The sequence below is a fragment of the Pseudomonas brenneri genome, assembly GCF_007858285.1.
GTDB classification, from domain to species: Bacteria; Pseudomonadota; Gammaproteobacteria; order Pseudomonadales; family Pseudomonadaceae; genus Aquipseudomonas; species Aquipseudomonas brenneri.
In genome coordinates, this window is sequence record NZ_VFIL01000012.1 from 63,502 (window position 1) to 89,265 (window position 25,764).

At 60.6% G+C, this 25,764-nt stretch carries 26 protein-coding genes, 1 tRNA gene and 2 pseudogenes; 20 read left to right on the top strand and 9 right to left on the bottom strand.

From position 1 onward, the window contains the following. The first annotated feature begins 72 nt into the window (after positions 1-72). The 3 genes from algW (at position 73) to FJD34_RS23240 (ending at position 4,140) form a co-directional block, all read left to right on the top strand. A complete protein-coding gene (gene algW / locus FJD34_RS23230; protein ID WP_032857740.1) occupies positions 73-1,227 on the top strand; it encodes a Do family serine endopeptidase AlgW in 1,155 nt (384 codons plus the stop codon). A 75-nt stretch (positions 1,228-1,302) separates the two neighbouring features. Further along, positions 1,303-3,408: a TonB-dependent siderophore receptor gene (locus tag FJD34_RS23235; RefSeq protein ID WP_090293010.1), complete on the top strand. Its 2,106-nt coding sequence runs from the start codon at positions 1,303-1,305 to the stop codon at positions 3,406-3,408. 12 nt (positions 3,409-3,420) lie between these two features. Continuing rightward, positions 3,421-4,140 (top strand): DUF4198 domain-containing protein, encoded by a 720-nt coding sequence (locus tag FJD34_RS23240; protein ID WP_032857743.1) that lies wholly within the window; start codon positions 3,421-3,423, stop codon positions 4,138-4,140. A 133-nt stretch (positions 4,141-4,273) separates the two neighbouring features. On the opposite strand, the gene hemH is transcribed toward FJD34_RS23240, so the two are convergent. Continuing rightward, positions 4,274-5,296 carry a ferrochelatase gene (hemH, locus tag FJD34_RS23245; protein ID WP_090293008.1) on the bottom strand — a complete coding sequence of 341 codons (1,023 nt, stop codon included), beginning with the start codon at positions 5,294-5,296 and terminating at the stop codon, positions 4,274-4,276. Between the two features lie 14 nt (positions 5,297-5,310). Beyond that, positions 5,311-6,210 carry a TIGR01777 family oxidoreductase gene (locus FJD34_RS23250; protein WP_090293007.1) on the bottom strand — a complete coding sequence of 300 codons (900 nt, stop codon included), beginning with the start codon at positions 6,208-6,210 and terminating at the stop codon, positions 5,311-5,313. Between the two features lie 196 nt (positions 6,211-6,406). Between FJD34_RS23250 and FJD34_RS23255 the strand changes: the two genes are divergently transcribed. From FJD34_RS23255 to FJD34_RS23295, 9 genes and pseudogenes are all read left to right on the top strand, one after another. After that, positions 6,407-7,393, top strand: coding sequence for an NAD(P)/FAD-dependent oxidoreductase (locus FJD34_RS23255; protein ID WP_032857748.1), 987 nt, complete (start codon positions 6,407-6,409; stop codon positions 7,391-7,393). Continuing rightward, on the top strand, positions 7,390-7,605 hold the full coding sequence (locus FJD34_RS23260) for a TIGR02450 family Trp-rich protein (RefSeq protein ID WP_032857750.1): 216 nt from the start codon (positions 7,390-7,392) through the stop codon (positions 7,603-7,605). The genes FJD34_RS23255 and FJD34_RS23260 overlap by 4 nt, the downstream gene beginning before the upstream one ends. Positions 7,606-7,715: 110 nt before the next feature. Beyond that, on the top strand, positions 7,716-8,687 hold the full coding sequence (locus FJD34_RS23265; RefSeq protein WP_065944302.1) for a YbgA family protein: 972 nt from the start codon (positions 7,716-7,718) through the stop codon (positions 8,685-8,687). A 3-nt stretch (positions 8,688-8,690) separates the two neighbouring features. Then, positions 8,691-9,617 (top strand): MerR family transcriptional regulator, encoded by a 927-nt coding sequence (locus FJD34_RS23270; protein WP_090293005.1) that lies wholly within the window; start codon positions 8,691-8,693, stop codon positions 9,615-9,617. Continuing rightward, positions 9,618-11,060, top strand: a complete 1,443-nt coding sequence (gene phrB, locus FJD34_RS23275; protein ID WP_090293004.1) for a deoxyribodipyrimidine photo-lyase — start codon at positions 9,618-9,620, stop codon at positions 11,058-11,060. It begins immediately after the preceding gene. Continuing rightward, a complete protein-coding gene (locus FJD34_RS23280) occupies positions 11,053-11,475 on the top strand; it encodes a nuclear transport factor 2 family protein (protein WP_032857760.1) in 423 nt (140 codons plus the stop codon). Before phrB ends, FJD34_RS23280 begins: the two co-directional genes overlap by 8 nt. Beyond that, on the top strand, positions 11,472-12,254 hold the full coding sequence (locus tag FJD34_RS23285) for an SDR family NAD(P)-dependent oxidoreductase (protein WP_090293002.1): 783 nt from the start codon (positions 11,472-11,474) through the stop codon (positions 12,252-12,254). Before FJD34_RS23280 ends, FJD34_RS23285 begins: the two co-directional genes overlap by 4 nt. Further along, positions 12,251-13,498 (top strand): NAD(P)/FAD-dependent oxidoreductase, encoded by a 1,248-nt coding sequence (locus FJD34_RS23290; protein WP_065944307.1) that lies wholly within the window; start codon positions 12,251-12,253, stop codon positions 13,496-13,498. The genes FJD34_RS23285 and FJD34_RS23290 overlap by 4 nt, the downstream gene beginning before the upstream one ends. A gap of 24 nt (positions 13,499-13,522) precedes the next feature. Continuing rightward, positions 13,523-13,720: pseudogene (locus tag FJD34_RS23295) on the top strand (SAM-dependent methyltransferase); the annotation flags it as partial. On the opposite strand, the pseudogene FJD34_RS28535 reads toward FJD34_RS23295, so the two are convergent. After that, positions 13,720-13,848, bottom strand: a pseudogene (locus FJD34_RS28535) (outer membrane lipoprotein carrier protein LolA); the annotation flags it as partial. The pseudogenes FJD34_RS23295 and FJD34_RS28535 overlap by 1 nt on opposite strands. 62 nt (positions 13,849-13,910) lie before the next feature. Between FJD34_RS28535 and FJD34_RS23300 the strand changes: the two are divergent. Then, entirely contained in the window at positions 13,911-14,216 is a 306-nt protein-coding gene (locus tag FJD34_RS23300; RefSeq protein WP_032857765.1) for a YkgJ family cysteine cluster protein, read from the top strand. A 74-nt stretch (positions 14,217-14,290) separates the two neighbouring features. Here the strand turns inward: FJD34_RS23300 and FJD34_RS23305 are convergent, their stop codons facing one another. From FJD34_RS23305 to hemA, 6 genes are all read right to left on the bottom strand, one after another. Then, positions 14,291-14,809 (bottom strand): acyloxyacyl hydrolase, encoded by a 519-nt coding sequence (locus FJD34_RS23305; RefSeq protein WP_032857767.1) that lies wholly within the window; start codon positions 14,807-14,809, stop codon positions 14,291-14,293. Positions 14,810-14,921: 112 nt separating this feature from the next. Then, positions 14,922-15,716, bottom strand: coding sequence for a glutamate racemase (gene murI, locus FJD34_RS23310; RefSeq protein ID WP_065944308.1), 795 nt, complete (start codon positions 15,714-15,716; stop codon positions 14,922-14,924). After that, complete coding sequence (locus FJD34_RS23315) at positions 15,709-16,464, bottom strand: molybdopterin-synthase adenylyltransferase MoeB (RefSeq protein WP_090293001.1); 756 nt, start codon at positions 16,462-16,464, stop codon at positions 15,709-15,711. The genes murI and FJD34_RS23315 overlap by 8 nt, the downstream gene beginning before the upstream one ends. Continuing rightward, entirely contained in the window at positions 16,458-17,288 is an 831-nt protein-coding gene (gene prmC / locus FJD34_RS23320; RefSeq protein WP_032857772.1) for a peptide chain release factor N(5)-glutamine methyltransferase, read from the bottom strand. Before prmC ends, FJD34_RS23315 begins: the two co-directional genes overlap by 7 nt. After that, entirely contained in the window at positions 17,289-18,371 is a 1,083-nt protein-coding gene (gene prfA, locus FJD34_RS23325) for a peptide chain release factor 1 (RefSeq protein WP_029295658.1), read from the bottom strand. Next, positions 18,368-19,657 (bottom strand): glutamyl-tRNA reductase, encoded by a 1,290-nt coding sequence (gene hemA, locus FJD34_RS23330; protein ID WP_032857774.1) that lies wholly within the window; start codon positions 19,655-19,657, stop codon positions 18,368-18,370. Before hemA ends, prfA begins: the two co-directional genes overlap by 4 nt. Before the next feature lie 305 nt (positions 19,658-19,962). Between hemA and FJD34_RS23335 the strand changes: the two genes are divergently transcribed. From FJD34_RS23335 to pth, 7 genes are all read left to right on the top strand, one after another. Beyond that, positions 19,963-21,687 carry a tetratricopeptide repeat protein gene (locus FJD34_RS23335; RefSeq protein WP_090292999.1) on the top strand — a complete coding sequence of 575 codons (1,725 nt, stop codon included), beginning with the start codon at positions 19,963-19,965 and terminating at the stop codon, positions 21,685-21,687. A gap of 4 nt (positions 21,688-21,691) precedes the next feature. Then, complete coding sequence (gene lolB, locus FJD34_RS23340) at positions 21,692-22,309, top strand: lipoprotein insertase outer membrane protein LolB (protein ID WP_032857778.1); 618 nt, start codon at positions 21,692-21,694, stop codon at positions 22,307-22,309. 1 nt (position 22,310) lies between these two features. Then, on the top strand, positions 22,311-23,159 hold the full coding sequence (gene ispE / locus FJD34_RS23345) for a 4-(cytidine 5'-diphospho)-2-C-methyl-D-erythritol kinase (protein ID WP_032857779.1): 849 nt from the start codon (positions 22,311-22,313) through the stop codon (positions 23,157-23,159). 37 nt (positions 23,160-23,196) lie between these two features. Further along, positions 23,197-23,271 (top strand) — tRNA-Gln (locus FJD34_RS23350). Positions 23,272-23,316: 45 nt separating this feature from the next. Next, complete coding sequence (locus FJD34_RS23355) at positions 23,317-24,258, top strand: ribose-phosphate pyrophosphokinase (RefSeq protein ID WP_003208392.1); 942 nt, start codon at positions 23,317-23,319, stop codon at positions 24,256-24,258. 138 nt (positions 24,259-24,396) lie between these two features. Continuing rightward, positions 24,397-24,993: a 50S ribosomal protein L25/general stress protein Ctc gene (locus tag FJD34_RS23360; protein ID WP_065944311.1), complete on the top strand. Its 597-nt coding sequence runs from the start codon at positions 24,397-24,399 to the stop codon at positions 24,991-24,993. Between the two features lie 168 nt (positions 24,994-25,161). Beyond that, positions 25,162-25,746 (top strand): aminoacyl-tRNA hydrolase, encoded by a 585-nt coding sequence (gene pth, locus FJD34_RS23365; protein WP_032857782.1) that lies wholly within the window; start codon positions 25,162-25,164, stop codon positions 25,744-25,746. The last annotated feature ends 18 nt before the right edge of the window (positions 25,747-25,764 follow it).

Below are 25,764 nucleotides of genomic sequence, written 5' to 3' on the forward strand. Positions count from 1 at the left end.
GCTCGCGGCCTCGTATAATGCGCGACATTATGGGCGCTCCCACGCCCCCTGCAACCTGTCAGGACTTACTTGATGCTCAAGGCGCTGCGTTTTTTTGGATGGCCATTGTTGGCCGGCGTGCTGATCGCGATGCTGATCATTCAGCGTTATCCGCAATGGGTCGGCTTGCCAAGCCTGGACGTCAACCTGCAACAGGCACCGCAAACCAGCGCGGTGCAACAAGGCCCGGTGACCTATGCCGATGCGGTGGTGGTCGCGGCGCCCGCCGTGGTCAACCTGTACACCACCAAGGTCATCAACAAACCGGCGCATCCGCTGTTCGAAGACCCGCAGTTCCGGCGTTTTTTCGGCGACAACTCGCCCAAGCAGCGGCGCATGGAGTCAAGCCTCGGCTCCGGGGTGATCATGAGCCCGCAAGGTTACATCCTGACCAATAACCACGTGAGCACCGGCGCCGACCAGATTGTGGTGGCCCTGCGTGATGGCCGCGAAACCCTGGCGCGGGTGGTGGGCAGCGATCCGGAAACCGATCTTGCGGTGCTGAAAATCGACCTGAAGAACCTGCCATCCATCACCATCGGCCGCTCCGAAGGCCTGCGGGTCGGTGATGTGGCCCTGGCGATCGGCAACCCGTTTGGCGTCGGCCAGACCGTGACCATGGGCATCATCAGCGCCACCGGGCGCAATCAGTTGGGCCTCAACAGTTACGAAGACTTCATCCAGACCGACGCGGCGATCAACCCAGGTAACTCCGGCGGCGCGCTGGTGGATGCCAGTGGCAACCTGACGGGCATCAACACCGCGATTTTCTCCAAGTCTGGCGGCTCACAGGGCATCGGTTTTGCGATCCCGGTGAAGCTGGCGATGGAAGTGATGAAGTCGATCATCGAGCACGGCCAGGTAATCCGTGGCTGGCTGGGGATTGAAGTGCAACCGCTGACCAAGGAGTTGTCGGAGTCCTTTGGACTGACCGGGCGCCCAGGCATCGTGATCGCCGGCATCCTGCGCGGCGGCCCGGCGGAAAAGGCCGGGATGCAGGTCGGCGACGTGATCCTCAGCATCGACGGCGAACCGGCTGGCGATGGTCGACGCTCGATGAACCAGGTGGCGCGGATCAAGCCGACGGAAAAGGTCGCGATCCAGGTGATGCGCAACGGCAAGGAAATCAAGTTGCTGGCCGAAGTGGGCCTGCGTCCACCGCCTGCACCGGTGAAAGAGCAAGAATAAAGGCCTCACCTTAAAGAGATATATTCTCAATGGTCATGTTATATTATTTCAATACTGATATTGGAATGTTAGACCATGACGTCTCGAAAGTTTGCCCCCCTGGCCGGTCTCGCCTTGGGGTTGCTGGTGGACCCGGTGTTTGCAGAAGACACCAACACCCTTGAACTGGGCACCACCAGCATCACCGGCGAGGCGTATGAATCCGCCACCGGCCCGGTCAAGGGCTATCGCGCAACCCGTTCGGCCAGCGCGACCAAGACCGACACCGCCCTGCGGGATATTCCACAATCGATCAGTGTGATCCCCGCCAAAGTGCTCAAGGACCTGGGCAGCAACAACGTCGAACGCGCCCTGGAATTTGCTGGCGGCGTGTCCAAGCAGAACAACTTTGGTGGCCTGACGCTCTACGAATACAGCGTGCGCGGCTTCACCACCTCGGAGTTCTACCAGGACGCTTTCAGCGCCGCCCGTGGTTACCCCAGCACCCCGGACACGGCCAATATCGAACGCATCGAAGTGCTCAAGGGCCCTGCCGCCAGTTTGTATGGCCGTGGCGACCCCGGCGGCACCGTGAATATCGTCACCAAGAAACCCCAGCCCGAAGCCTTCACCACTGTGCAGACCAGCGCTGGCAGTTGGGACCGCTACCGTACCGCCCTCGATATCAACACCCCGCTGGACAGCGAAGGCACCGTGTTGTCGCGGGTCAACCTGGCGGTGGAAGACAACCACAGCTTCCGCGACCACGTGCAGAGCAAGCGAGTGTTTGTCGCGCCGTCTTTCAGCTGGCAACTGGACCCGGACACTAGCCTGCTGGTGGAAAGCGAATTCGTGCGCCACAGCTCGACCTTCGACCGTGGCATCGTCGCGCCGAATAACCGTTGGAGCGGCATGTCCCGCTCGACCTTCCTCGGCGAGCCCAACGACGGTGATATCGACAACCACAACAACCGCCTGCAAGCCACCCTCGAACATCACCTGAACGATGCCTGGCAACTGCGCCTGGCCAGCCATTACAAACAAGGCAGCCTGTGGGGCTACGCCTCGGAAAACCGCGCACTGAATGCCGACGGGCATACCATCAACCGCCGCTACCGCGAGCGCTCCATGGGTTGGCATGACAGCATCACCCAACTGGAACTGCGTGGCCGGTTCGATATCGGCAGTTGGCAGCATGAGTTGCTGATCGGCACCGAGTACGAGGACTACCGCAAGAAAGAGCGCGTCACCGCCATCGCCGGCAGCTATCCCATCGACATCTACAAGCCGATCTACGGCCTGGCCAAGCCCAATGGCCAGCGCTCGGGCAGTGACTTCCTTGCCCAGACCAAAAGCCAGGCGCTGAACCTGCAGGATCAGATCATCTTTACCGACCGCTTGCGCGGCATGCTCGGTGCGCGCCTGGAGCACGTTGAACAAAGCTCGGATAACTTCACCAACGGTAAAAAAAGCCAGAAAACCCACGACGTCATAACCCAGCGCGCCGGCTTGCTGTACCAACTGACGCCGCAAGTGGGGGTGTTCGCCAACGCCTCCACCTCATTCAAACCGCAAAGCGAGCTGGACGCGGCCGGGGATTTCCTCAAGCCCGAGGAGGGCGTCGGTTATGAAGTGGGGATCAAGAGCGAGCTGTTCGACGACCGCTTGAGCACCACCCTCGCCGCCTTCCATATCGACAAGGAAAACACCCTGGCCACGGACCCGGCCACCGACACCAAACGCGCCATCGGCAAGGCCCGCAGCCAGGGTTTCGACCTGCAATTGACCGGGCAACTGACTGACGCCGTGCGAGTGATTGGCGCCTTTGCCTATATCGACGCCGAAGTGACCAAGGGTGACAAAGATATCCCCACCGGCAGCCGCATTCTCGGCGTGGCCAAGCGCAGTGGCAGCCTGTTGGGCGTGTATGAATTCCAGGATGGCGCCCTGCGCGGTTCTGACCTTGGCGCCGCCTTTACCTATGTCGGCGACCGCTCCGGCGAAGCCGGCAAAAGCTTTGAATTGCCGGCCTACCACACCGTCGACCTGCTGGCCCATTACAAGGCCAGCGATAACGTAACCGTTGGCCTGAACCTCAACAATCTGTTCGACGAGAAGTACTTCGAGCGCTCCTACAGCAACTACTGGGTCACCCCCGGAGAGCCGCGCAACTTCACCGTCAGCCTGACCCTCAACCTGTAAAAGGACCTCACCATGCAAGCGCTCAAATCATTGGCCGTGCTCGGCCTGCTGTTCGCCACCCAGGTATCGGCCCATGGCTTGTGGACCGAGCAACGCCGTGGGCATATCGAAGTGGTCTACGGCCACGGTGCCGAGGACGAAGCCTTCAAGGCGAATAAGGTCAGCGGTGCCTGGGCCTATGACGCGAGTGGGCGGATGATCCCGGTGACCGTGCAGCGCCTCAACGACCAGGCGCGCCTGCAGCCGCTCAAGTCCCCTGCCGTGCTGGCCGTGGCGTTTGATAATGGCTTGTGGTCGCAAACCCCGGACAAGAAATGGGTGAACCAGGGCCGCAGCCAGGTCCCCGGCGCCATCGAAACCACCCAGGCCCTGAAGTACAGCCTGGCGATCTATCAGGCCGGGGCAAAACTGCCCAGCCTGGATCAGTTGAAAATGGTGATCGTACCCGAGGTCGACCCACTGACTGTCGGCCCAGGCAAGCTGCTGCCCGTGCGCGTGCTGATCGATGGCAAGCCGGCGGCCGGGATCAAATTGATTGGCGACTACCGCAGCGCGCCGAACACCTTGAGCACCGAGACCGACCAGGATGGCCGGGCCCAGGTACTGGTGCGCAACGAGGCGTTGAATGTGATTGCGGCGCAGGTGGAGGTACCGGTCAAAGGCGATAGCGAGATTCAGACCCGCGCGCTGTTCAGCTCACTGACCTTCCTTGGCCAACCGCACCATGAATAAACACTACTGAACCCTGTGGGAGCGGGCTTGTGTGGGAGCTGGCTTGCCTGCGATGCAGGCACCTCAGTGTGTCAGTCACACCTCGGTGATGCTATCGCAGGCAAGCCAGCTCCCACACAAGCCCGCTGCCACGTTAGAGGCTGACGGGGGCTCTTTCACACAAGGTATTGAGCGCCACCGCCCACTGCGGATCATCATTGAGGCACGGTACCAATACCAACTCCTCGCCCCCGGCTTCGCGAAATTGCTCCAGCCCGCGATCACCAATCTCTTCCAGGGTCTCGATGCAATCGGCGACAAACGCCGGGCACATCACCAGCAATTTCTTCACACCCTGCCGGGCCAGCGCTTCCAGGCGGGCTTCGGTATAGGGTTCGATCCATTTCGCCCGGCCCAGGCGCGACTGGAACGCCACCGACCATTTATCGTCCGGCAGGCCCATGCGCGCAGCAAAGTCGCGGGCGACGCTGAAGCATTGCCCGCGATAACAGGTGGTGCGCACTTCAGGCGAGGCATTGGCGCAGCAGTCACCCGCGCCTTCGAGCGAATGCCCGGGGTTGAGTTTGTTCAGGTGCCGCTCCGGCAGGCCGTGGAAGCTGAACAGCAGGTGATCATAATCCTGCTGCAGATGTGGCTTGGCACTGGCCACCAGGGCGTCGAGGTATTCCGGCTGGTCGTAGAACGGTTGCAGGATCGAGAACTGCAGGTCGAGCTGCTTGTCCCGCACCACTCGCCGTGCTTCTTCAATCACGGTCGTCACGGTGCTGTCGGCGAACTGTGGGTACAACGGCGCCAGCGTGACCTTGTGGATGCCCTGCCCGGCCAGACGGCTCAGCACGCTCTCGATCGAGGGCTCGCCATAACGCATCGCCAGCTCCACCGGCCCCTGGGTCCACTGGGTGGTCATCTGCTGTTGCAGGCGCCGGCTGAGCACGACCAGCGGCGAGCCCTCGTCCCACCAGATCGAGGCGTAGGCATGGGCCGACTGTTCGGGACGCTTGATCAGAATCAGCGACACCAGCAAGCGCCGGACCGGCCACGGCAGGTCAATCACATACGGGTCCATCAAAAACTGATTGAGGTAGCTGCGCACATCGGCCACCGAAGTGGACGCCGGTGAACCCAGGTTGACCAGTAACAACGCGTGATCCGTCATGCAACATCCTATCTCTAGAGGCGGCTGGACAAGTCGTCCAGGGCCGCGTGCAACTCAGTGAACTGAAAAGTGAAACCGTCAGCCAACAACCGCTCGGGTAGCGCCTTCTGCCCGCCCAGCAACAGACCGGACAACTCTCCCAACCCTACCCGCAAGACAAACGCCGGCATGGGCATGAACGCCGGGCGGTGCAGGACCTGGCCCAGGGTCTTGGCGAACTCGCGATTGCGTACCGGATGCGGCGCGCAGGCATTATAAGGACCGCTGGCATCAGGTTTGTGCAGAAGAAAATCAATCAGGGCGATTTGATCCTTGATATGCACCCACGGCATCCACTGCCGACCGCTGCCAATAGGCCCGCCCAGGGCCAGTTTGAACGCCAGCACCAGCCGCGACAAAAAGCCGCCCTCAGCCGCTAGCACCAGGCCAGTACGCACCAAAACCACCCGCAAGCCCAATGCCTCGGCGCGCTGGGCGGTTTCTTCCCAGGCGATGCACAACTGGCTGGGGAAATCGTCCTGCACCGGGCCGTTGGCTTCGGTCAACTCGCGCTCACCGCCATCGCCGTACCAGCCCACCGCCGAACCGCTAATCAAGACCGCAGGTTTCACCGCCAGGCCCTCAAGCCAGGCCAGCAAGGTTTCCGTCAGACTGATCCGACTGCTCCACAGCAACGCCTTGCGCTTGTGCGTCCAGAGACGATCGGCAATCGGCGCACCCGCCAGGTTGATAACCGCGTCCACCGGCTGCGTTATGTCCTGCAAACGGGCGACACCCTGCACCTGCTCACCGCACAACCTGGCGACTTGCGCGGGGTTGCGGCTCCAGACCGTCAACCGATGCCCCTGGGCGCTCCAGTGCTGGCAGAGCTGGCGGCCGATCAGACCCGTACCGCCGGTCAGCAAAATATGCATGAGATCTTCCTCCTGTAGCGTTGGCCGGGCATCGCTGGTCTATTTTATATGCAGGGATCTTTTTAATTGGCCAGACCTAGGCTTAACCATAGGTCACGCCACACGTTAAGGCATGCCGAAACTTATACCAAAAAACAATATTGTACAGCTATTGGTGTCGGCGTAGTCTGTACCCAAAGGTAAAACGAGGCCTCCCATGACTGTTCCCATCGCGATCATCGGTACCGGCATCGCCGGACTTTCGGCCGCCCGAGCGTTAAACGATGCCGGGCACGTTGTACAACTCTTCGATAAAAGCCACGGCAGTGGCGGGCGCATGTCCAGCAAGCGCACCGAGGCCGGCGCACTGGACCTGGGCGCACAGTATTTCACCGCGCGCGACCGACGCTTCGTCAATGAAGTGCAACGCTGGCAAGCCAATGGTTGGGCTGCCGAGTGGGAGCCGCAGCTCTACAACTGCCAATCCGGACAACTGAGCCCCTCCCCTGACGAACAGACCCGCTGGGTCGGCACCCCGCGCATGAGCGCTATCACCCGCGCACTGCTCGATGACCTGCCAGTGGAGTTTGGCTGCCGTATCACCGAAGTGTTCCAGGGCCAGCAGCACTGGAACCTGCTGGACGCCGACGGCGACAATCATGGCCCCTTCAGCCATGTGATTATTGCCACACCGGCGCACCAGGCCACAGCCCTGCTGGCTGCGGCGCCCAAACTGGCGAGCACGGCGGCCGGGGTGAAAATGGACCCGACCTGGGCCGTCGCCCTGGCCTTCGAAACGCCATTGGATACCCCGATGGAAGGCTGTTTCGTACAAGACAGCCCCCTCGACTGGTTGGCCCGCAACCGTAGCAAACCAGGGCGTGACGCCACGCCGGACACCTGGATCCTGCACGCCACCAGTGCCTGGAGCAAACAGCACCTGGACTTGCCCAAGGAAGCCATCATCGAGTTGTTGCACGGCGCCTTTGCCGAACTGCTGCACTGCAGCATGCCGGCACCCTCCTTCAGCCTTGCCCACCGCTGGCTGTATGCCCGGCCTGCTGGCGGCCATGAATGGGGAGTATTGGCCGATGCCGACCTGGGCCTGTATGTCTGTGGCGACTGGTGCCTGTCGGGCCGGGTCGAAGGTGCCTGGCTCAGCGGCCAGGAAGCGGCGCGGCGCCTGCTTGAACACCTGCAATGAACCGCATCAATCCGGCGAAGTTGCTGTTATCAAAATGGACAGCAACCCGCCCTCGGCACAAGGAAAAGCATTTCCTGGTCACCGAGCTGTTCCGCGATGAACAAGGCACGGTACTGGAGATTGAACTACAGGCCGTGCTGACCCGACGGGCAGAACGCCTGGCCTGGCACAACCTGCAAGATGCCGAGCACTGGAAAATGGGTTGGAAGTAACCTCGACCGAAAAACCTGTACAAAATATTTGACTTGTACACATCAAAACCTATGATGAGATTAGTTGTACAGGAAATAATCCCTGTACAGGAATTTTGCAGAGGTTTGCCATGCCCAGCCCCGCGCCCACCACCGGCAAACCCAGGATCGCCATCAGCGCCTGCCTGCTCGGCGAGAACGTGCGTTTCAATGGCGGGCACAAGCAATCGCCCCTGTGCAGCCAGGCACTCGCCGACTACTTCGACTTTGTGCCTCTGTGCCCCGAAGTCGCCATCGGCCTGGGCGTCCCCCGCGAGCCGATTCGCCTGGTGGGCGACCCGCAACAACCGCAAGCCGTGGGTACCGTCCACCGCGACTTGAACGTGACCGGCGCACTGGACGCCTATGGCCAGGACATGGCCGCCGAGCATACCGACCTGTGCGGCTACATTTTCATGCAGAAGTCACCGTCCTGTGGCCTGGAGCGGGTCAAGGTCTACCGCGACAACGGCACCCCGGTCGATGGTGGCGGGCGTGGGATCTATGCCCAGGCATTCTGCGCCCGTCACCCCAACCTGCCGGTGGAAGAAGATGGCCGCCTGCACGACCCGGTGTTGCGGGAAAATTTCCTGACCCGGGTGTTTGTCTACGCCACATGGCAGCAATTGCTTGTTGAAGGGCTGACCCGTCACCGTCTGCTGGCCTTCCACTCGCGCTACAAATACCTGTTGATGGCCCACAGCCCGGCCCACTACAAAAGCCTGGGCAACCTGTTGGGCAGCATGGGCAAGGGCTGCGACCTGCAAGCCCTTGCCGCTGACTATTTCAGCAAGCTAATGAGCGCACTGAAAAAGTGCGCCACCCGCGGCACCCACTCCAACGTGCTGCAACACATCAGCGGTTACCTCAAGCAGGTCATCAGCGCTGAAGACAAACAGGAAATGCAGACCCTGATCGGCCAATACCGTCACGGCATCGTGCCACTGGTGGTACCGCTGACCCTGCTCAAGCATCACTTTCGCCAACACCCGGACCGCTACATCGCGCAGCAGGCGTACCTGCAACCGCATCCGGAAAACCTCAGCCTGCGCAATGCGATTTAACCCATGAACGTTTCTACGCAACACCCCGCCGAAGACTTGGCCCTGGCCCTGGAGCAAGGCTGGCTGCCGATCCGCGAAGTGGCCCGCCAGACTGGGGTCAACGCGGTGACCCTGCGTGCCTGGGAGCGTCGCTATGGCCTGATCGTGCCGCAGCGCACGCCCAAGGGCCATCGGCTGTTCAGCGCCGAGCATGTGCAGCGCATCCAGACCATCCTGACGTGGCTCAACCGCGGCGTGCCGGTCAGCCAGGTCAAGCAGTTGATCGACAACGCCCAGCCGGTGGACAACAGCGCCGAAAACGAATGGCAGGACCTGCGCCAGACTCTGGTACACGCGATCAGCCAACTGGCCGAGCGCCGGGTGGATGATGTGTTCAACCAGGCCATGGCCCTCTACCCACCGCGCACCCTGTGCGAACACCTGTTGTTGCCGCTGCTCAAGGAGTTGGAGCAGCGCTGGCAGGGCCAATTCGGCGCGCAAATGGAGCGGGTGTTTTTCCATTCCTGGCTGCGCAGCAAATTCGGCGCGCGGATGTATCACAACAATCGCCAGCTTAATGGCCGCCCTTTATTGCTGATCAATCATTCCGACCTGCCACTTGAGCCCCACCTGTGGTTGAGCGCCTGGCTGGCCAGCAGCGCCGATTGTCCGGTGGAGGTCTTCGACTGGCCGCTGCCCACCGGCGAACTGGCCCTGGCGGTCGAACACCTGCAACCGCGGGCCGTGTTGCTGTACTCAAGCAAGGCCATCAATCTGGCGGTCCTGCCGAAACTCTTGAGCGGCACCCGTTGCCCAATCCTCATCGCCGGACCAACGGTGTGCATCCATCAGGCCGAGTTGGCGGTATTAACCCAGGACATCCCAGAACTGTTGTTGGCCGAAGACCCGTTGTCGGCCCACCAGCTCTTGACCCAGCGCGGGCTTCTCTAAATGCATCTGATCTGGCTGCGCAGCGACCTGCGCCTGCATGACAACACCGCCCTCGCGGCCGCCTGCCAGCGCGGCCCGACGGCGGCGGTGTACCTGATCACTGCCGAGCAGTGGCTGGCCCATGACGATGCGCCGTGCAAGGTGGACTTCTGGCTGCGCAACCTCAAGACGCTGAGCCAAGCCCTGGGCCAACTGAATATTCCCCTGCTGATCCGCCATGCCGACACCTGGGATCAGGTGCCACAGGTGCTGGTCGAGTTATGCCAGGCCTTGTCGGTCGAGACGGTTCACGTCAACGACGAATACGGAATCCACGAAAGCCGACGCGATGCCGCCGTGGCCCAGGCCCTGGAAACACAAGGCGTGAGCTTTCACCGCTACCTGGACCAACTGCTGTTCCAACCCGGCAGTGTGCTGACCAAGACCGGCACCTACTTCCAGGTGTTCAGCCAGTTTCGCAAGGTCTGCTACAACCGCCTGCACAGCACCCTGCCACGCCGGATACCGACACCCAAGGCCCAGGCCACACTGTCATTGGCCAGCGATGCCGTTCCCGAGCAGGTCAAGGGATTTGCCCCACCCAGCAACACCCTACGCGCACTCTGGCCGGCGGGAGAAGACGAGGCGCACCGACGCCTTGGGCAATTTGCCGACGCGCAGATCAGCTACTACAAGGACGAGCGCGACTTCCCGGCCAAGCCCGGTACCAGCCAGTTGTCTGCGTACCTCGCGGCTGGCGTGGTTTCGCCGCGCCAGTGTCTGCATGCCGCATTGCAAAGCAACCAGGGTGAATTCGAAAGTGGCGACACCGGTGCCGTCACCTGGATCAACGAGCTGCTGTGGCGTGAGTTCTACAAACACATCCTGGTGGGCTACCCACGGGTGTCGCGCCATCGTGCCTTTCGCCCGGAAACCGAAGCCGTGGCCTGGCGTCACGCGCCCGAGGACCTCGCCGCCTGGCAGGAGGCGCGTACCGGTCTGCCGATCATTGATGCTGCGATGCGCCAGTTGCTGGAAACCGGCTGGATGCATAACCGCCTGCGCATGGTGGTGGCGATGTTCCTGACCAAAAACCTGCTGATCGACTGGCGCGAAGGCGAGCGCTTCTTTATGCGTCACCTGATCGACGGCGACCTGGCAGCCAACAACGGCGGCTGGCAATGGAGTTCGTCCACCGGCACCGACTCGGCGCCATACTTCCGGATTTTCAGCCCGCTGAGTCAGTCCGAGAAGTTCGATGGCGAAGGGCGTTTCATCAAGCAGTGGCTGCCGCAACTGTCGGGTCTGAACAAGAAGGACGTGCACAACCCCGACGCCGCCGCCGGCCTGTTTGGCGTGGCCGACTACCCACGGCCCATCGTCGATCTGAAGCGTTCCCGTGAGCGCGCGTTGGCCGCCTTTCGCGCCCTGCCCTCGCGCCAGGCGGGAGGCGTGTATGAGTGATTTCCTGCGTCAGTTTGCCAATTCCTTCGCTACTCTGGACAAACACAACCTGCACCTGCTTGACCGTTTGTACAGCCAGGACATCAACTTCACTGATCCACTGCACCAGATCCACGGCATCAGCGCGCTGAAAGCGTACTTCGCCGAGCTTTACATCAAGATCAGCCAACTGCATTTTGACTTCCACGGCTTCGACCACGTGACCGAAGGCGAGGGTTATTTGCGCTGGACCATGAGCTTTTGCCACCCGCGACTGGCGGGCGGCCAGCAGATTCAGGTCGAGGGCTGCTCCCACCTGTTATGGCACGACAAGGTTTACCGGCACCGCGACTATTTTGATGCCGGAGCGCTGCTTTACGAACACCTGCCGGTACTGGGCCCAATTGTTCGTTGGTTAAAAGGGAAAATGGCATGAGCCTGATATCGCCACGCCGTTACTGGCTGACGGGGGCAAGCAGTGGTATTGGCGCCGCACTGGCCGAAGAGTTGCTCGGCAGCGGCGCACAGGTGGCGCTGAGCGCGCGCGCCAAGGCACCGCTGGAGCAGCTTGCCCAACGTTATCCGGGGCAAGTGCTGGTGGTAGCCGGCGACTTGACCAACAGCCAGGTGGTACGCGAAATCGGCGAGCACATCACGCAAGCCTGGGGCGCCCTGGACACGGTGATTTTGAATGCCGGTACCTGCGAATACGTGGATGCCAGGCAATTCGATGCCTCGATTATCGAACACGTGGTGCGCACCAACCTGCTGGCCAGCAGTTATTGCATCGAGGCCGCCTTGCCGCTGCTGCGTGCCGGGCAAACCCCGCACCTGGTCGGCGTCGCCAGTGCCGTCACGTACCTGCCGATGCCCCGCGCAGAAGCCTACGGCACATCCAAGGCCTGCCTGCGCTACTTGTTCGAATCCCTGCGCATCGAACTGTCTCCCGAAGGCATAGATGTGACCGTGGTCAGCCCCGGTTTCGTCGATACGCCTTTGACCGAGCGCAATGATTTCCCGATGCCCTTGAGCTGGCCGGCCGATAAGGCCGCGCGGCATATTTTCGACAAACTGCAAAAGCGCCCACTGGAGATCGCCTTCCCGGCGCTGTTTATCGCCACCCTGTGGCCGCTGTCGAAACTGCCGAACCGCGCGCAGTTGATCATCGGCAAGCGCATGCTGCGCAGCCCGCCGCCGCACAAGGACAACCTGTGAAGATCGCCATTGTCGGCAGCGGAATTTCCGGGCTGACCAGTGCCTATCTGCTCAGCCGCCGCCATGACATCACCGTGTTCGAAGCCGGCGGCCGGATTGGCGGCCACACCCACACGATCGACGTGACGGTCGAGGGCCAACGGTATGCGGTGGACACCGGCTTTATTGTGTTCAACGACTGGACCTACCCCAACTTCATCCGCCTGCTGGGGCAGATCGGCGTGCCGTTCAAGCCGACCGAGATGAGTTTTTCGGTGTGCGCTCCCGAGGAAAATGTCGAGTACAACGGCAACAACCTCAACAGCCTGTTCGCCCAGCGCAGCAATATCCTGTCCCCGGGTTTCTGGGGCATGTTGCGCGACATCCTGCGCTTCAATCGCCAGGCGCCCCTGGATTTGCAGGAACAACGCATCAGCGCGCAGATGACCCTGGGCGAATACTTACAGGCGGGCAACTATGGCCCGCGTTTCATCCGCCACTACATCGTGCCCATGGGCGCAGCGATCTGGTCGATGCCGCTGGCGGACGTGCTGGAGTTTCCGCTGCAGTTCTTCGTGCGCTTCTTCAAGAACCACGGTTTGCTATCGGTGAATAATCGGCCGCAATGGTGCGTGATTGAAGGAGGTTCCAGCCGCTATATCGAGCCGCTGACCCGCTCGTTTCGCCAGCAGATCCGCCTCAACTGCCCGGTGCACAAGGTCGAGCGTACGCTTGAGGGGGTCGTGATCCACAGTGCCGATGGCCGTGAACATTTCGACAAGGTGATCTTCGCCTGCCACAGCGACCAGGCCCTGGCCCTGCTGGAGGACCCGAGCCTGGCCGAGCAACAGATCCTTGGGGCGATGACCTACGCCGACAACGACGTGGCCCTGCACACCGACACCCGTTTGCTGCCCGACCGCCCGCTGGCCTGGGCCAGTTGGAACTATCGGCTGGACGCCAGCACGCACAAACCGGCAGCCGTCACCTACGCCATGAACATCCTGCAAGGCATCGACAGCGCCACCACCTTTTGCGTCAGCCTTAACCAGACCGCGATTATCAACCCGCTGAAAATCCTCGCCCGCTACACCTACGCCCATCCGCAATACAGCCTGGCGGCGGTAGCGGCACAAGCGCGCTGGGAAGAGTTGCATGGCGCCCGGCACACCTATTACTGCGGGGCCTACTGGGCCAGCGGCTTTCATGAGGACGGTGTGGTCAGCGCCCTGCGCGTGGCCCAGGCCTTTGGGGAAACCCTGTGAAGTGACCAACACCCCGTGGCGCGAGCGCTATCACTATGTGCTGCCAAGTTGCAGATCGTCAGCCGCGACACCGATATGAACCTGCTGCACATGGAAGACTTCGGCCTGTATTACGCGCGAACCCTGCGCTTGTGGGAGTTCTACCTGTGCTATTGCGAAGGTGGCTTTATGGAACGCACTATCGGCACCGCGCAATTGCTGCTGGGGCGTTTCAGTGCTTAAACCGTAGGAGCGAGCTTGCTCGCGAAAAACTTGAGAGCACCGCGTTTAACCAGAAAACCTGCGTTATCGTTGGCGCCCTTCGCGAGCAAGCTCGCTCCTACAGGGGTTGGCAAGCCACGCAACAGCAAAAAAACTGAAACCGGTCGGCTTTAGCTTGCAGCTGGGCGCTTGAAGCTTGAAGCTGCGCCCCATGACCACCATCCCCCACACCCAAATCACCGAACCCGCCGTCACCTGTGCCACGTGCGCAGCCTGCTGCTGCCAGCTGGAAGTCATGCTGATCACCGACACCGGCGTGCCTGATCGCTTTATCGATACCGACGACTGGGGTGGCGAAGTCATGCTGCGCCTGGACGATGGCTGGTGCGCGGCGCTGGATCGCGACACGATGATGTGCACCATCTATGAAAAGCGACCGTTGATTTGCCGGGAGTTCGAGATGGGCGCGCCGGAGTGCATTGAAGAGCGCCAGGGGATTGCGACGGTCTACCGCTGACTCTGCAAACGGTGAAGATCAAATGTGGGAGCAAGCCCGGCTCCCACATAGGTTGTGCATGTGCCTGGGGAATATCAGAGCGCCATTGTGTAGTTCAACGAGTAGCTCTCGATACCATCGTTATGGCTGCTGATGCCCGCGTTGGAATAGTGCGTGGCACGGATCCCCACCTGATGCCCACCGGCAAAGCGCAGGCCAAAGCCCAGGCGATCTTCAAACTGGAAAGCCTGGCCAATGTTGCTGTCTTCGACACGGGTGCGTGAAAACAGCGCCACGCCAATCCCCGCTTCGATGTAGGGTTTGACAGACTCGCCGGCGAACTCGTACACAAACACCGGCGAAAAGGACAGGCTGCTGACACTGGCGCGTTTGTCACCATCCCAGAAGGTATAAGCGCCGCTCCAGTAGCCGGTCAGGCGACCGACATCGCTCTGCCACCAGCTCTTGTCCCAGTCCGATTGCAGGCCCAGACGATAGGTCATGGTCGAATCACTGGTATGCCCCACCCCAAATTCCAGGCCGGCAGCCTGGGCCGAAACCGAGTGTCCCACCACTACGGCTGCAATCGCAGCCACACAGAACAAGCGCTTCATAAGAAACATCCTTTACCAAACGAAGTTGTATGTTTTTTGATACGTATCAACAGCTATAGAAATCCTGGATTACGCAGAAGTTCAGCTAAAAAACCGACTATTTCACGATTTTTTACCGATCGAAGCTTCGCACAACGCCAGTGAATCTCCATAGTGTGGGTAGGATATTTCTGAGGTGCTGCGGATCACCGCTAGTCCAGAACTGTGCAATCCGAGGCGGGCCCTCGGCCAGCAGTTGGCGCTCGTCCAGCAGGCGCTGCAACTGACGCGCGACCGCCGCCCCAGTGTCGATCAGGATGATCGTCGGTGGCAGCAGCGTCGCCAGCAATGGCTTGAGGAAGGGATAGTGGGTGCAGCCCAGGATGATGGTGTCGCAGCCGGCCTCGACCAATGGTGCGACATACCCTTGCAGCATCTGGCGCAGCGCCGGGCTGTTCAGGTCGCCGGCTTCGATCAGCTCCACCAGCCCTGGGCAAGGTTGGGTAATCACCCGCACATCGGTAGCAAAGCGATCCAGCAACGCGGCGAACTTGGCGCTTTGCAGGGTGCCCGTGGTGGCGAGCACCCCGACCACACCGCTGCGGGTCGCGGCCGCCGCGGGCTTGACCGCCGGCTCCATGCCCACCAGCGGCCAATCCGGATAATCACTGCGCAGGTCAGCGACCGCCGCCACGGTCGCCGTATTACAGGCAATCACAAAGGCCTTGGCGCCCTGCTCGCGAAAAAACTCTGCGACCACCCGCGAACGCTCACGAATGAATGCCGGGGTTTTCTCGCCGTAGGGGATATGCCCGCAATCCGCCACGTACAGCAGCGACTCATGGGGCAACAAACGATGAATTTCATCCAGCACCGACAAGCCGCCGACGCCGGAGTCGAACACACCAATCGGTGCATCCTTAACCATGCTGGCTACCGCAAACGCTGCAGCCTGGATCACGCTTGACCCGCAGCTCGCGAAAACGTGTGCCCAGGGCATCGATCAACAGCAGGCGCCCGACCAGCGGTGTGCCAAAGCCGGCCAGCAGCTTCAGGGCTTCCAGGGCTTGCAGGCTGCCAACCAGCCCTACCAGCGGGCCAACGACGCCGGCTTCGCTACAGGTCAGTTCGGTGTCGCTGCCATGCCCATATAAACAGTGGTAACACGGGCTTTCCGGGCGCCGCGGGTCGAACACCGAGAGCTGGCCTTCCAGGCGAATCGCCGCGCCGCTGACCAGTGGCTTGCCAGCCACCACGCACGCCGCATTCACTGCCTCACGGGTGGAAAAGTTATCGGAGCAATCGAGCACCAGGTCCACAGCGGCCACGGCGGCGGCTAACGAATCAGCGTCCAGCGCCGTGCGGTGGGCAATCAGTTGAATCTCCGGGTTGATCGCACTCAACCGCTTGATAGCTGAATCGACCTTGCTCAGGCCGACGCTGTCGGTGTCGTGGATGATCTGGCGTTGCAGATTGGTCAGGTCGACGGTATCAAAGTCTGCCAGATGCAACTCGCCGACACCGGCCGCCGCCAGGTACAGGGCCACCGGAGCACCGAGGCCACCAAGACCGACGATCAACACACGGCTGTTTTTCAGGCGCAACTGGCCCTCGATGTCGACCTGTTGCAACAGAATCTGTCGGCTATAGCGCAACAGCTCCTGATCGGTCAGCACGGCCGGCGTCCCAGGCTGATGCGCTCATGGCCACCGAGGTCGATACGGCTGTGGACTTCGTCAAAACCTTGCGCCAGCAGCAGGTCGCGCACGGCGGGAGCCTGGTCGTAACCGTGTTCGAGCAACAACCAGCCGCCGGCCTCTAGGTGCGCGGGCGCCTGGGCGATGATCAAGCGCAGGTCGTCCAACCCATCCTGGCCTGCAACCAGCGCACTGGCCGGTTCGAAGCGCACATCGCCGGCCACCAGGTGTGGATCGTTGTCGGCTATATAAGGTGGGTTGCTGATGATCAGGTGGTAGGTGTGATCTTTCAGGGCACTGAACCAGTGACTGTTGAGCACCGTGACGTTGTCCAGGTGCAGGCGCTGGCGATTGCGTTCGGCCAGCGCCACGGCCTCCAGCACGCGATCAACAGCGGTCACGCTCCAGGCCGGGCGCTCACTGGCCAAGGCCAGGGCAATAGCGCCGCTACCGGTGCCCAGGTCGAGGACAGTCGCCGGGGTGGCGGGCAACAGTTCCAGGGCCGCTTCCACCAGCAACTCAGTGTCCGGGCGCGGGATCAGCGTGTGCGGCGCGACTTCCAGGTCAAGTTTCCAGAAGCCTTGCTGGCCGAGGATATAGGCCACCGGCTCGCCGCTGCGGCGCCGTTGCAGGTAGTCGGCAAACACCAGGGCGTCCTCGCTGCTGACGATTTTTTCTGGCCAGGTGTGCAAGTAGCTGCGGGACTTGCCCAGGGCAGCCGCCAGCAGCAACTCCACATCCAGGCGCGCGGTCGGCGAGTCGGGCAGGTCGGCGGCGCGCAACAAGCTGGCAATAATGGTCATTTATTCACCTATCGCCGCCAGTTGGTCGGCCTGGTATTCGGCCAGCAACGGCTCGATCACGGCGTCCACGCCACCGGCAAGGATTTCGTCCAGGGAGTACAGGGTCAAGTTGACCCGGTGGTCGGTGACCCGGCCCTGGGCATAGTTGTAGGTGCGGATACGTTCGGAGCGGTCGCCCGACCCCACCAGCAACTTGCGCTCGCTGGCAATCGCGTTGGCGGCGGCGCTGGTCTGCTGGTCGTTGAGCTTGGCCGACAGCCAGGACATGGCTCGCGCGCGGTTCTTGTGCTGGGAACGTTCTTCCTGGCACTCCACCACAATGCCGGACGGCAAGTGAGTGATGCGGATCGCCGAATCGGTCTTGTTGACGTGCTGGCCACCCGCGCCCGACGAACGATAAGTGTCGACGCGCAAGTCTGCCGGGTTGATTTCGATGGTTTCCTGCTCGTCCGGCTCGGGCAATACCGCCACGGTGCAGGCCGAGGTGTGGATGCGGCCCTGGGATTCGGTGGCTGGGACGCGCTGTACGCGGTGGGCGCCGGATTCGAATTTCAACTTGCCGTAGACGTTCTCGCCTTCGACCCGGGCAATGATTTCCTTATAGCCGCCGTGCTCGCCTTCGTTCTCGGAGAGGATTTCCACGCGCCAGCCGCGACGCTCGGCATACCGCGAGTACATGCGGAACAGGTCGCCGGAGAAGATCGCCGCCTCGTCGCCACCGGTACCGGCGCGGATTTCGAGGAACACGTTGCGCCCATCGTTAGGGTCTTTGGGCAGCAGCATGCGTTGCAGGTCGCCTTCCAGCTCGACGAGCTTTTCCTTGGCCTCACGGACTTCTTCCACGGCCATTTCACGCATGTCCGGGTCGCTGTCCTTGAGCAGTGCCTGGGCACCTTCGAGGTCGGCCTGCACTTTGAGCAGTTGCGAATAGGTGGTCACGATCGGTTCAACTTCGGCGTATTCCTTGGAATAGGCACGGAACTTGGTTTGATCGGAAATGACCTCGCCGTCGCCGAGCAAGGCGGTCAGTTCTTCGAAACGGTCCTGGAGCACGTCCAGTTTATTGAGCAGTGACGCTTTCATTGCGGTTTTTTATCCGAAGAGCTGTCTGGCGCGCCCTCACCGAGGGCAAAGAGTTCCTGGGCCATGGCCAGCGCATCGAGGCGGCCTTCGGCAGTCAGTTTTTTAAGCTGTACGCTGGGAGCATGCAACAGCTTGTTGGTCAGGCCACGGGCCAATTGCATCAAAACATCTTCAGCACTGGCGCCATTGGCCAGCAGCCGCTGGGCCTTGATCAATTCCTCGTCGCGCAAACGCTCGCCCTGTTGGCGATAGGCCTTGAGCACATCCACGGCGGCCAGTTCGCGCAGGCGCACCATGAATTCATCGGCACCGACCGCGACCATTTCCTCGGCAGCCTGGGCAGCGCCCTGGCGGCTCTTGAGGTTTTCGGCGACCACTTCGTGCAGATCGTCGACGCTATATAGATAAACGTCGTCCAATTCACCGACTTCGGGCTCGATGTCCCGGGGGACGGCGATATCCACCATGAAAATCGGTTTGTGCTTGCGCAGCTTCAAGGCACTTTCCACCGCGCCCTTGCCGAGGATCGGCAACTGGCTGGCAGTGGAGCTGATCACGATATCGCTGCGCACCAGTTCGGCCGGGATATCGGCCAGTAATACTGCATGGGCGCCGAATTCTTCGGCCAGGATGCTGGCGCGCTCCAGGGTTCGGTTGGCCACCACGATACGCTTGACGCCCAGGTCATGCAGGTGCCGGGCGACCAGGGTGATGGTCTCACCCGCGCCGATCAGCAGGGCCTGGCTGCGCTGCAGGTCGCTGAAGATCTGCTTGGCCAGGCTGACGGCGGCAAATGCCACGGAGACCGGGTTTTCACCAATCGCCGTATCGGTGCGTACCTGCTTGGCCGAATTGAAGGTGGCCTGGAACAAACGCCCCAGCAGCGGCCCCACGGTCCCGGCTTCGCGGGCCACGGCGTAGGCCGACTTCATCTGGCCGAGGATCTGCGGTTCACCCAACACCAGCGAATCAAGCCCCGACGCAACGCGCATCATGTGACGAACTGCCGCATCATCTTCGTGCACATAAGCACTGGAGCGCAGGTCATCCAGGCTCAAATGATGATAGTCAGCCAGCCAGCGCAGCACGACATCCGCACAAAGATGTTCCTGCTCTATATAGAGCTCACTGCGATTGCAGGTGGAAAGGATCGCAGCTTCGCGGCTGTCGGTGAGCCGGCACAGCTGCTGCAAAGCCTCAACCAACTGCTCCGGGGTAAACGCCACGCGCTCGCGGACGTCTACAGAAGCAGTCTTGTGGTTGATACCCAGAGCAAGGAAGGCCATTCAATATCGCTGATGATGTCGAGAAGCCGACAATTGTCCTACTTCGACTGACTCAGAACAACCACCGTCGTCTATTGTCCTAATGCCTTATGCCTATAAAGGCCCGTTGTAGGAGCGAGCTTGCTCGCGAAAATCGTCAACGATAACGCTGCCACCCCGGGCAAACGCGGCGCCTTTGCGTTTTTCGCGAGCAAGCTCGCTCCTACAGGGGGAGCATTTAAGGCAATCGGAGTGCCCCGGTTATGTTTGGCCGAGGGCTTGTGTCATGATGATCCGACCGCAGGTTAGTGTCGTCCTCTTCCTATATGAATAGATCTTCCGCGTTGCTCCTTGCCCTTGCCTTCCTCGGCGGCTGCCAGTCCATGGCCCCCGTATCGTCGCAGAGTCCTGCGCCGGTGGAAGACAGCACCCCCGCCCCTGAAAAACCCAAGGTTTATTCCTCGTTCAGTGAAGAAACGATCTTCAGCCTGCTGAGCGCGGAGCTCGCCGGCCAGCGCAATCGTTTCGACATTGCCCTGGATAACTACGTAACCCAGGCCATCAACACCCAGGATCCGGGGATTTCCGAGCGCGCATTTCGCATCGCCGAATACCTTGGCGCCGATCAAGCTGCGCTGGATACGGCGATGATCTGGGCGAAGAACGCGCCGGATGACCTGGAAGCCCAGCGCGCCGCAGCCATCCAGTTGGCACGCGCCGGGCGCTACGACGACTCCATGGTCTATATGGAGAAAGTCTTGCAGGGCAAGGGCGATACCCATTTCGACTTCCTCGCCCTGTCGGCCGCCGATACCGACCAGGACACCCGCGACGGCCTGATGAAGAGTTTCGACCGCCTGCTGCAAAAGCACCCGAGCAATAGCCAACTGGTGTTTGGCAAGGCATTGCTGCTGCAACAGGATGACGAACCACAGGCCGCCCTGAAACTATTGGAGCAAAACCCGCCGGAAGAAGGTGAGATCGCCCCGCTGCTGCTGCGTGCGCGACTGCTGCAAAGTCTCAACCGCGGCAAGGAAGCCTTGCCGCTGCTGCAAAAAAGCATCAAGAAGTATCCGGACGATAAGCGTCTGCGCCTGACCTACGCGCGCATGCTGGTGGAACAGGACCGCATGGAAGACGCCAAGGTGGAGTTTGCCAGCCTGGTCCAGCAATACCCGGATGACGACGAACTGCGCTACTCCCTGGCGCTAGTGTGCCTGGAAGCCAAGGCCTGGGAAGAGGCCAAGGGTTATCTGGAAGACCTGATCGCCCGCGAAAGCCATGTCGATTCGGCCCACCTGAACCTGGGACGCATCGCCGAAGAACGCAACGACCCGCAAGGCGCGCTGATCGAATACGCCCAGGTCGGCCCCGGCAACGACTATCTGCCAGCCCAACTGCGCCAGGCCGATATCCTGATGAACAACGGCCGCACCGACGAAGCCGAAAAACGACTGGCCGCTGCCCGCGATGCCGAGCCGGACTACGCCATCCAGCTGTATCTGATTCAGGCCGAAACCTTGTCGGCCAACAATCAGGGGGAGCGCGCCTGGAAAATCCTCGCCCAGGCCCTGCTGCAATACCCCGACGACCTGAACCTGCTGTACACCCGCGCCATGCAGGCCGAAAAACGCAATGACCTGGCCCAGATGGAAAAGGACCTGCGCCTGATCATCAAGCGCGATCCGGACAATGCCATGGCACTGAACGCCCTGGGCTACACCTTGTCAGACCGTACGACGCGTTATGCCGAGGCCAAGACCCTGATCGAACAGGCCCACCAGCTCAACCCGGAAGACCCGGCAGTACTCGACAGCCTGGGCTGGGTGAATTACCGCCTGGGCAACCTCGATGAAGCCGAACGCCTGTTGCGCCTGGCCCTGGAGCGGTTTCCCGACCAGGAAGTCGCCGCTCACCTGGGCGAAGTGCTATGGGCCCAGGGCAAACAACGCGAAGCCCGACAAATCTGGGGCAAGTTCCTCAAGGAACAACCCGACAGCCCTATCCTGCGCAGCACCATCAAGCGCCTGACCGGATCCGAGACTCTTTAATTCTATGTTTTTGCGCCACGCCATCGTTTTTAGTCTTATCGCCTTGCTCGCCGGTTGTGCGGGCTTCGGCGCCCGTGAGTCCGTCGAAGGCCAGGGCAACCCGGCGCAGTGGCGCCAACACAAGGATCAGCTCAGCAGCATTGATGGCTGGCAGATCGAAGGCAAGATCGGGGTGCGTGCACCGAAGGATTCGGGCAGCGGCACCTTGTTCTGGCTGCAACGCCAGGACTATTACGATATCCGCCTCTCTGGCCCCCTGGGCCGTGGCGCTGCACGCCTGACCGGGCGCCCGGGGCAAGTGAGCCTCGAAGTGGCCAACCAGGGCCGCTATGAAGCGCCATCACCGGAAGCCTTGCTCGAAGAGCAGGTCGGCTGGAAGCTGCCGGTCTCGCATCTGGTCTGGTGGGTTCGCGGCCTGCCCGCGCCTGACAGCAAGAGCCGCCTGAGCCTCAATGGCGACAGCCGCCTGGCCACTCTGGAACAGGATGGCTGGCAGGTCGAATACCTGAGCTACGTGGAACAAAGCGGCTACTGGCTACCCGAGCGCATCAAACTGCACGGCAGCAACCTTGACGTCACGCTGGTGATCAAGGACTGGCAACCACGCAAGCTGGGGCAGTGACATGAGCGAACGCCTGACCCTGCCCTCCCCGGCCAAACTCAATTTGATGCTGCATATCCTCGGTCGCCGTGAAGACGGCTATCACGAGTTGCAGACGCTGTTTCAATTCCTCGACTACGGCGATGAACTGACCTTCGCCGTGCGCGACGATGGCGTGATTCGCCTGCACACCGAATTCGAAGGTGTGCCTCACGACAGCAATCTGATCGTGAAGGCAGCCAAAAAACTTCAGGAACAATCCGCGTGCCCCCTCGGCATTGATATCTGGATCGATAAAATCCTGCCCATGGGCGGCGGCATCGGCGGCGGCAGCTCGAATGCCGCGACCACCCTGCTCGGTCTCAATCACTTGTGGCAACTGGGCTGGGATGAAGATCGCCTGGCCGCGCTGGGCCTGACGCTGGGCGCCGACGTCCCGGTTTTTGTGCGTGGACACGCCGCATTTGCTGAGGGTGTCGGGGAAAAACTCACCCCTGTAGACCCCGAAGAGCCGTGGTATGTCGTGCTTGTTCCGCAAGTATCTGTAAGTACAGCAGAAATTTTTTCAGATCCGTTGTTGACACGTAACTCTTCTCCCATTAAAGTGCGCCCCGTTCCCAAGGGAAACAGTCGAAATGACTGCTTACCGGTGGTAGCAAGGCGTTATCCAGATGTACGTAACGCATTGAATTTGTTAGGTAAATTTACCGAAGCAAAACTCACCGGAACTGGAAGTTGTGTGTTTGGGGGCTTCCCAAACAAAGCTGAAGCTGATAAAGTCTCGGCCCTTCTTACAGAGACCCTTACAGGGTTTGTAGCAAAGGGAAGCAACGTTTCGATGTTGCATCGCAAGCTGCAAAGTCTGCTCTAAAAGGAATCGAGTACTGGGTACTCGTTGCAACAGATACAGGGGCGTCGCCAAGCGGTAAGGCAGCAGGTTTTGATCCTGCCATGCGTTGGTTCGAATCCAGCCGCCCCTGCCATTTTCTATACTCATCCAGGTTACCCTCAGCCTCTAGGTACTGCGCGTGTCCAAGATGATGGTCTTTACGGGGAATGCTAACCCCGATCTGGCTCGGCGTGTTGTACGTCAGCTGCATATCCCTCTCGGTGACATCTCTGTCGGTAAGTTTTCCGACGGCGAAATTACAGCCGAGATCAATGAAAATGTCCGCGGTAAAGATGTTTTCATTATTCAGCCGACTTGCGCTCCGACCAACGATAACCTGATGGAACTCGTCGTGATGGCTGATGCCTTCCGCCGCTCCTCAGCGACTCGAATCACAGCTGTAATCCCTTACTTTGGTTATGCCCGTCAGGATCGCCGTCCGCGTTCCGCGCGTGTGGCTATCAGCGCGAAAGTCGTCGCTGACATGCTGACCGTGGTAGGTATCGACCGTGTTCTCACGGTTGACCTGCACGCTGACCAAATCCAGGGGTTCTTCGATATTCCGGTAGATAACATCTACGGCTCCCCCGTCCTGGTGGATGACATCGAAGACCAGCGCTTTGAAAACCTGATGATCGTGTCCCCGGACATTGGTGGCGTCGTGCGTGCACGGGCTGTTGCCAAGTCCCTGGGCGTGGACCTCGGGATCATCGACAAACGCCGTGAGAAAGCCAATCACTCTGAAGTGATGCATATCATCGGTGATGTCGAAGGGCGTACCTGTATTCTGGTCGATGACATGGTTGATACCGCCGGCACCTTGTGCCATGCGGCAAAAGCCTTGAAAGAGCACGGTGCAGCAAAAGTCTTCGCCTACTGCACACACCCTGTGCTGTCGGGCCGAGCGATCGAGAACATCGAGAACTCAATGCTGGACGAACTGGTGGTGACTAACACCATCCCGTTGTCCGCAGCTGCTCAAGCCTGTTCGCGTATCCGTCAACTGGATATCGCACCGGTTGTTGCCGAAGCGGTTCGCCGCATCAGCAATGAAGAATCGATCAGCGCGATGTTCCGCTAAGGGTCAAACCTTCGCGGCATCAACCTGACGAAAAGCGCCCCGCCCCAGCATATTGTTGGGGCGGGGCTTTTTTGCCCATATCGCCTTTAGCGCTGGTCGCAAACGCTGGGGCGAATGTGGTTATTTTGGAGATACAACATGAACGATTTTACTCTGAATGCTGAAGTGCGTTCCGACCTGGGGAAAGGTGCGAGCCGCCGCCTGCGTCGTCTCGCAAGCCTGGTTCCAGCTGTAGTTTACGGTGGCGAAAAAGCCCCTGAATCCATCAGCATGCTGGCTAAAGAAGTTGCCAAACTGCTCGAAAACGAAGCGGCCTACAGCCACGTTATCGAACTGAACGTTGGCGGCAAAAAGCAGAACGTTATCATCAAGGCCCTGCAGCGCCACCCGTCCAAGGGTCACGTACTGCACGCTGACTTTGTACGCGTAATCGCTGGTCAGAAACTGACCGCTATCGTTCCAGTCCACTTCGTTGGCGAAGCGGCTCCGATCAAGAAAGGCGGCGAGATCTCGCACGTGACTTCGGAAATCGAAGTTTCCTGCCTGCCGAAGGACCTGCCTGAGTTCATCGAAGTCGACCTGACCAACGCTGAAATCGGCGCGATCATCCACCTGTCCGACCTCAAGGCCCCTAAAGGCGTTGAGTTTGTTGCACTGGCTCACGGTGATGACAAAGCTGTTGCAAACGTACACGCTCCACGCGTTGCACCAGAAGCAGAAGACGCTGCAGAGTAATTCACTCTGTAATGTCGGAGCTTGAGGAAACATCGCGGACCGAAACGTAGCGAGAAAGCGGGCGATAACGCGAAGTTTATCTCTGGATAAGTGAGCTCCTGCCGTCCACTTTCGCCGCAACGAGGTTGCGGCGATGTTATCCACAACTCCAAAGGAAGGGCCCCTGTCGTGACTGCCATCAAACTGATCGTTGGCCTGGGAAATCCAGGCGCCGAATACGAACAGACCCGGCATAACGCGGGGGCCCTTTTTGTTGAGCGCATCGCCCACGCCCAAGGCATCAATCTTGTGGCCGATCGCAAATATTTTGGCCTGACCGGACGCTTCTCGCATCAGGGTCAGGATGTTCGTCTATTGATTCCCACCACCTACATGAACCGCAGCGGCCAGGCTGTCGCGGCGCTTGCGGGCTTCTTCCGGATCAAACCCGAAGAAATCCTGGTGGCCCATGACGAACTGGACCTACCACCCGGCGTTGCCAAGCTCAAGCAAGGCGGCGGCCATGGCGGTCATAATGGCCTGCGCGACATCATCGCGCAGTTGGGCAATCAGAATACCTTTTACCGCCTGCGGCTCGGCATTGGCCACCCAGGCGTTGCCAGTATGGTTTCAAATTTCGTCCTGGGTCGTGCGCCACGCGCCGAACAGGAAAAACTCGATGCAAGCATCGATTTTGCCCTCGGCGTGCTGCCGGATATCTTCGCCGGTGAATGGAACCGCGCGATGAAAAACCTGCACAGCCAGAAGGCCTGACTTTTTTCCGAGGGGAAA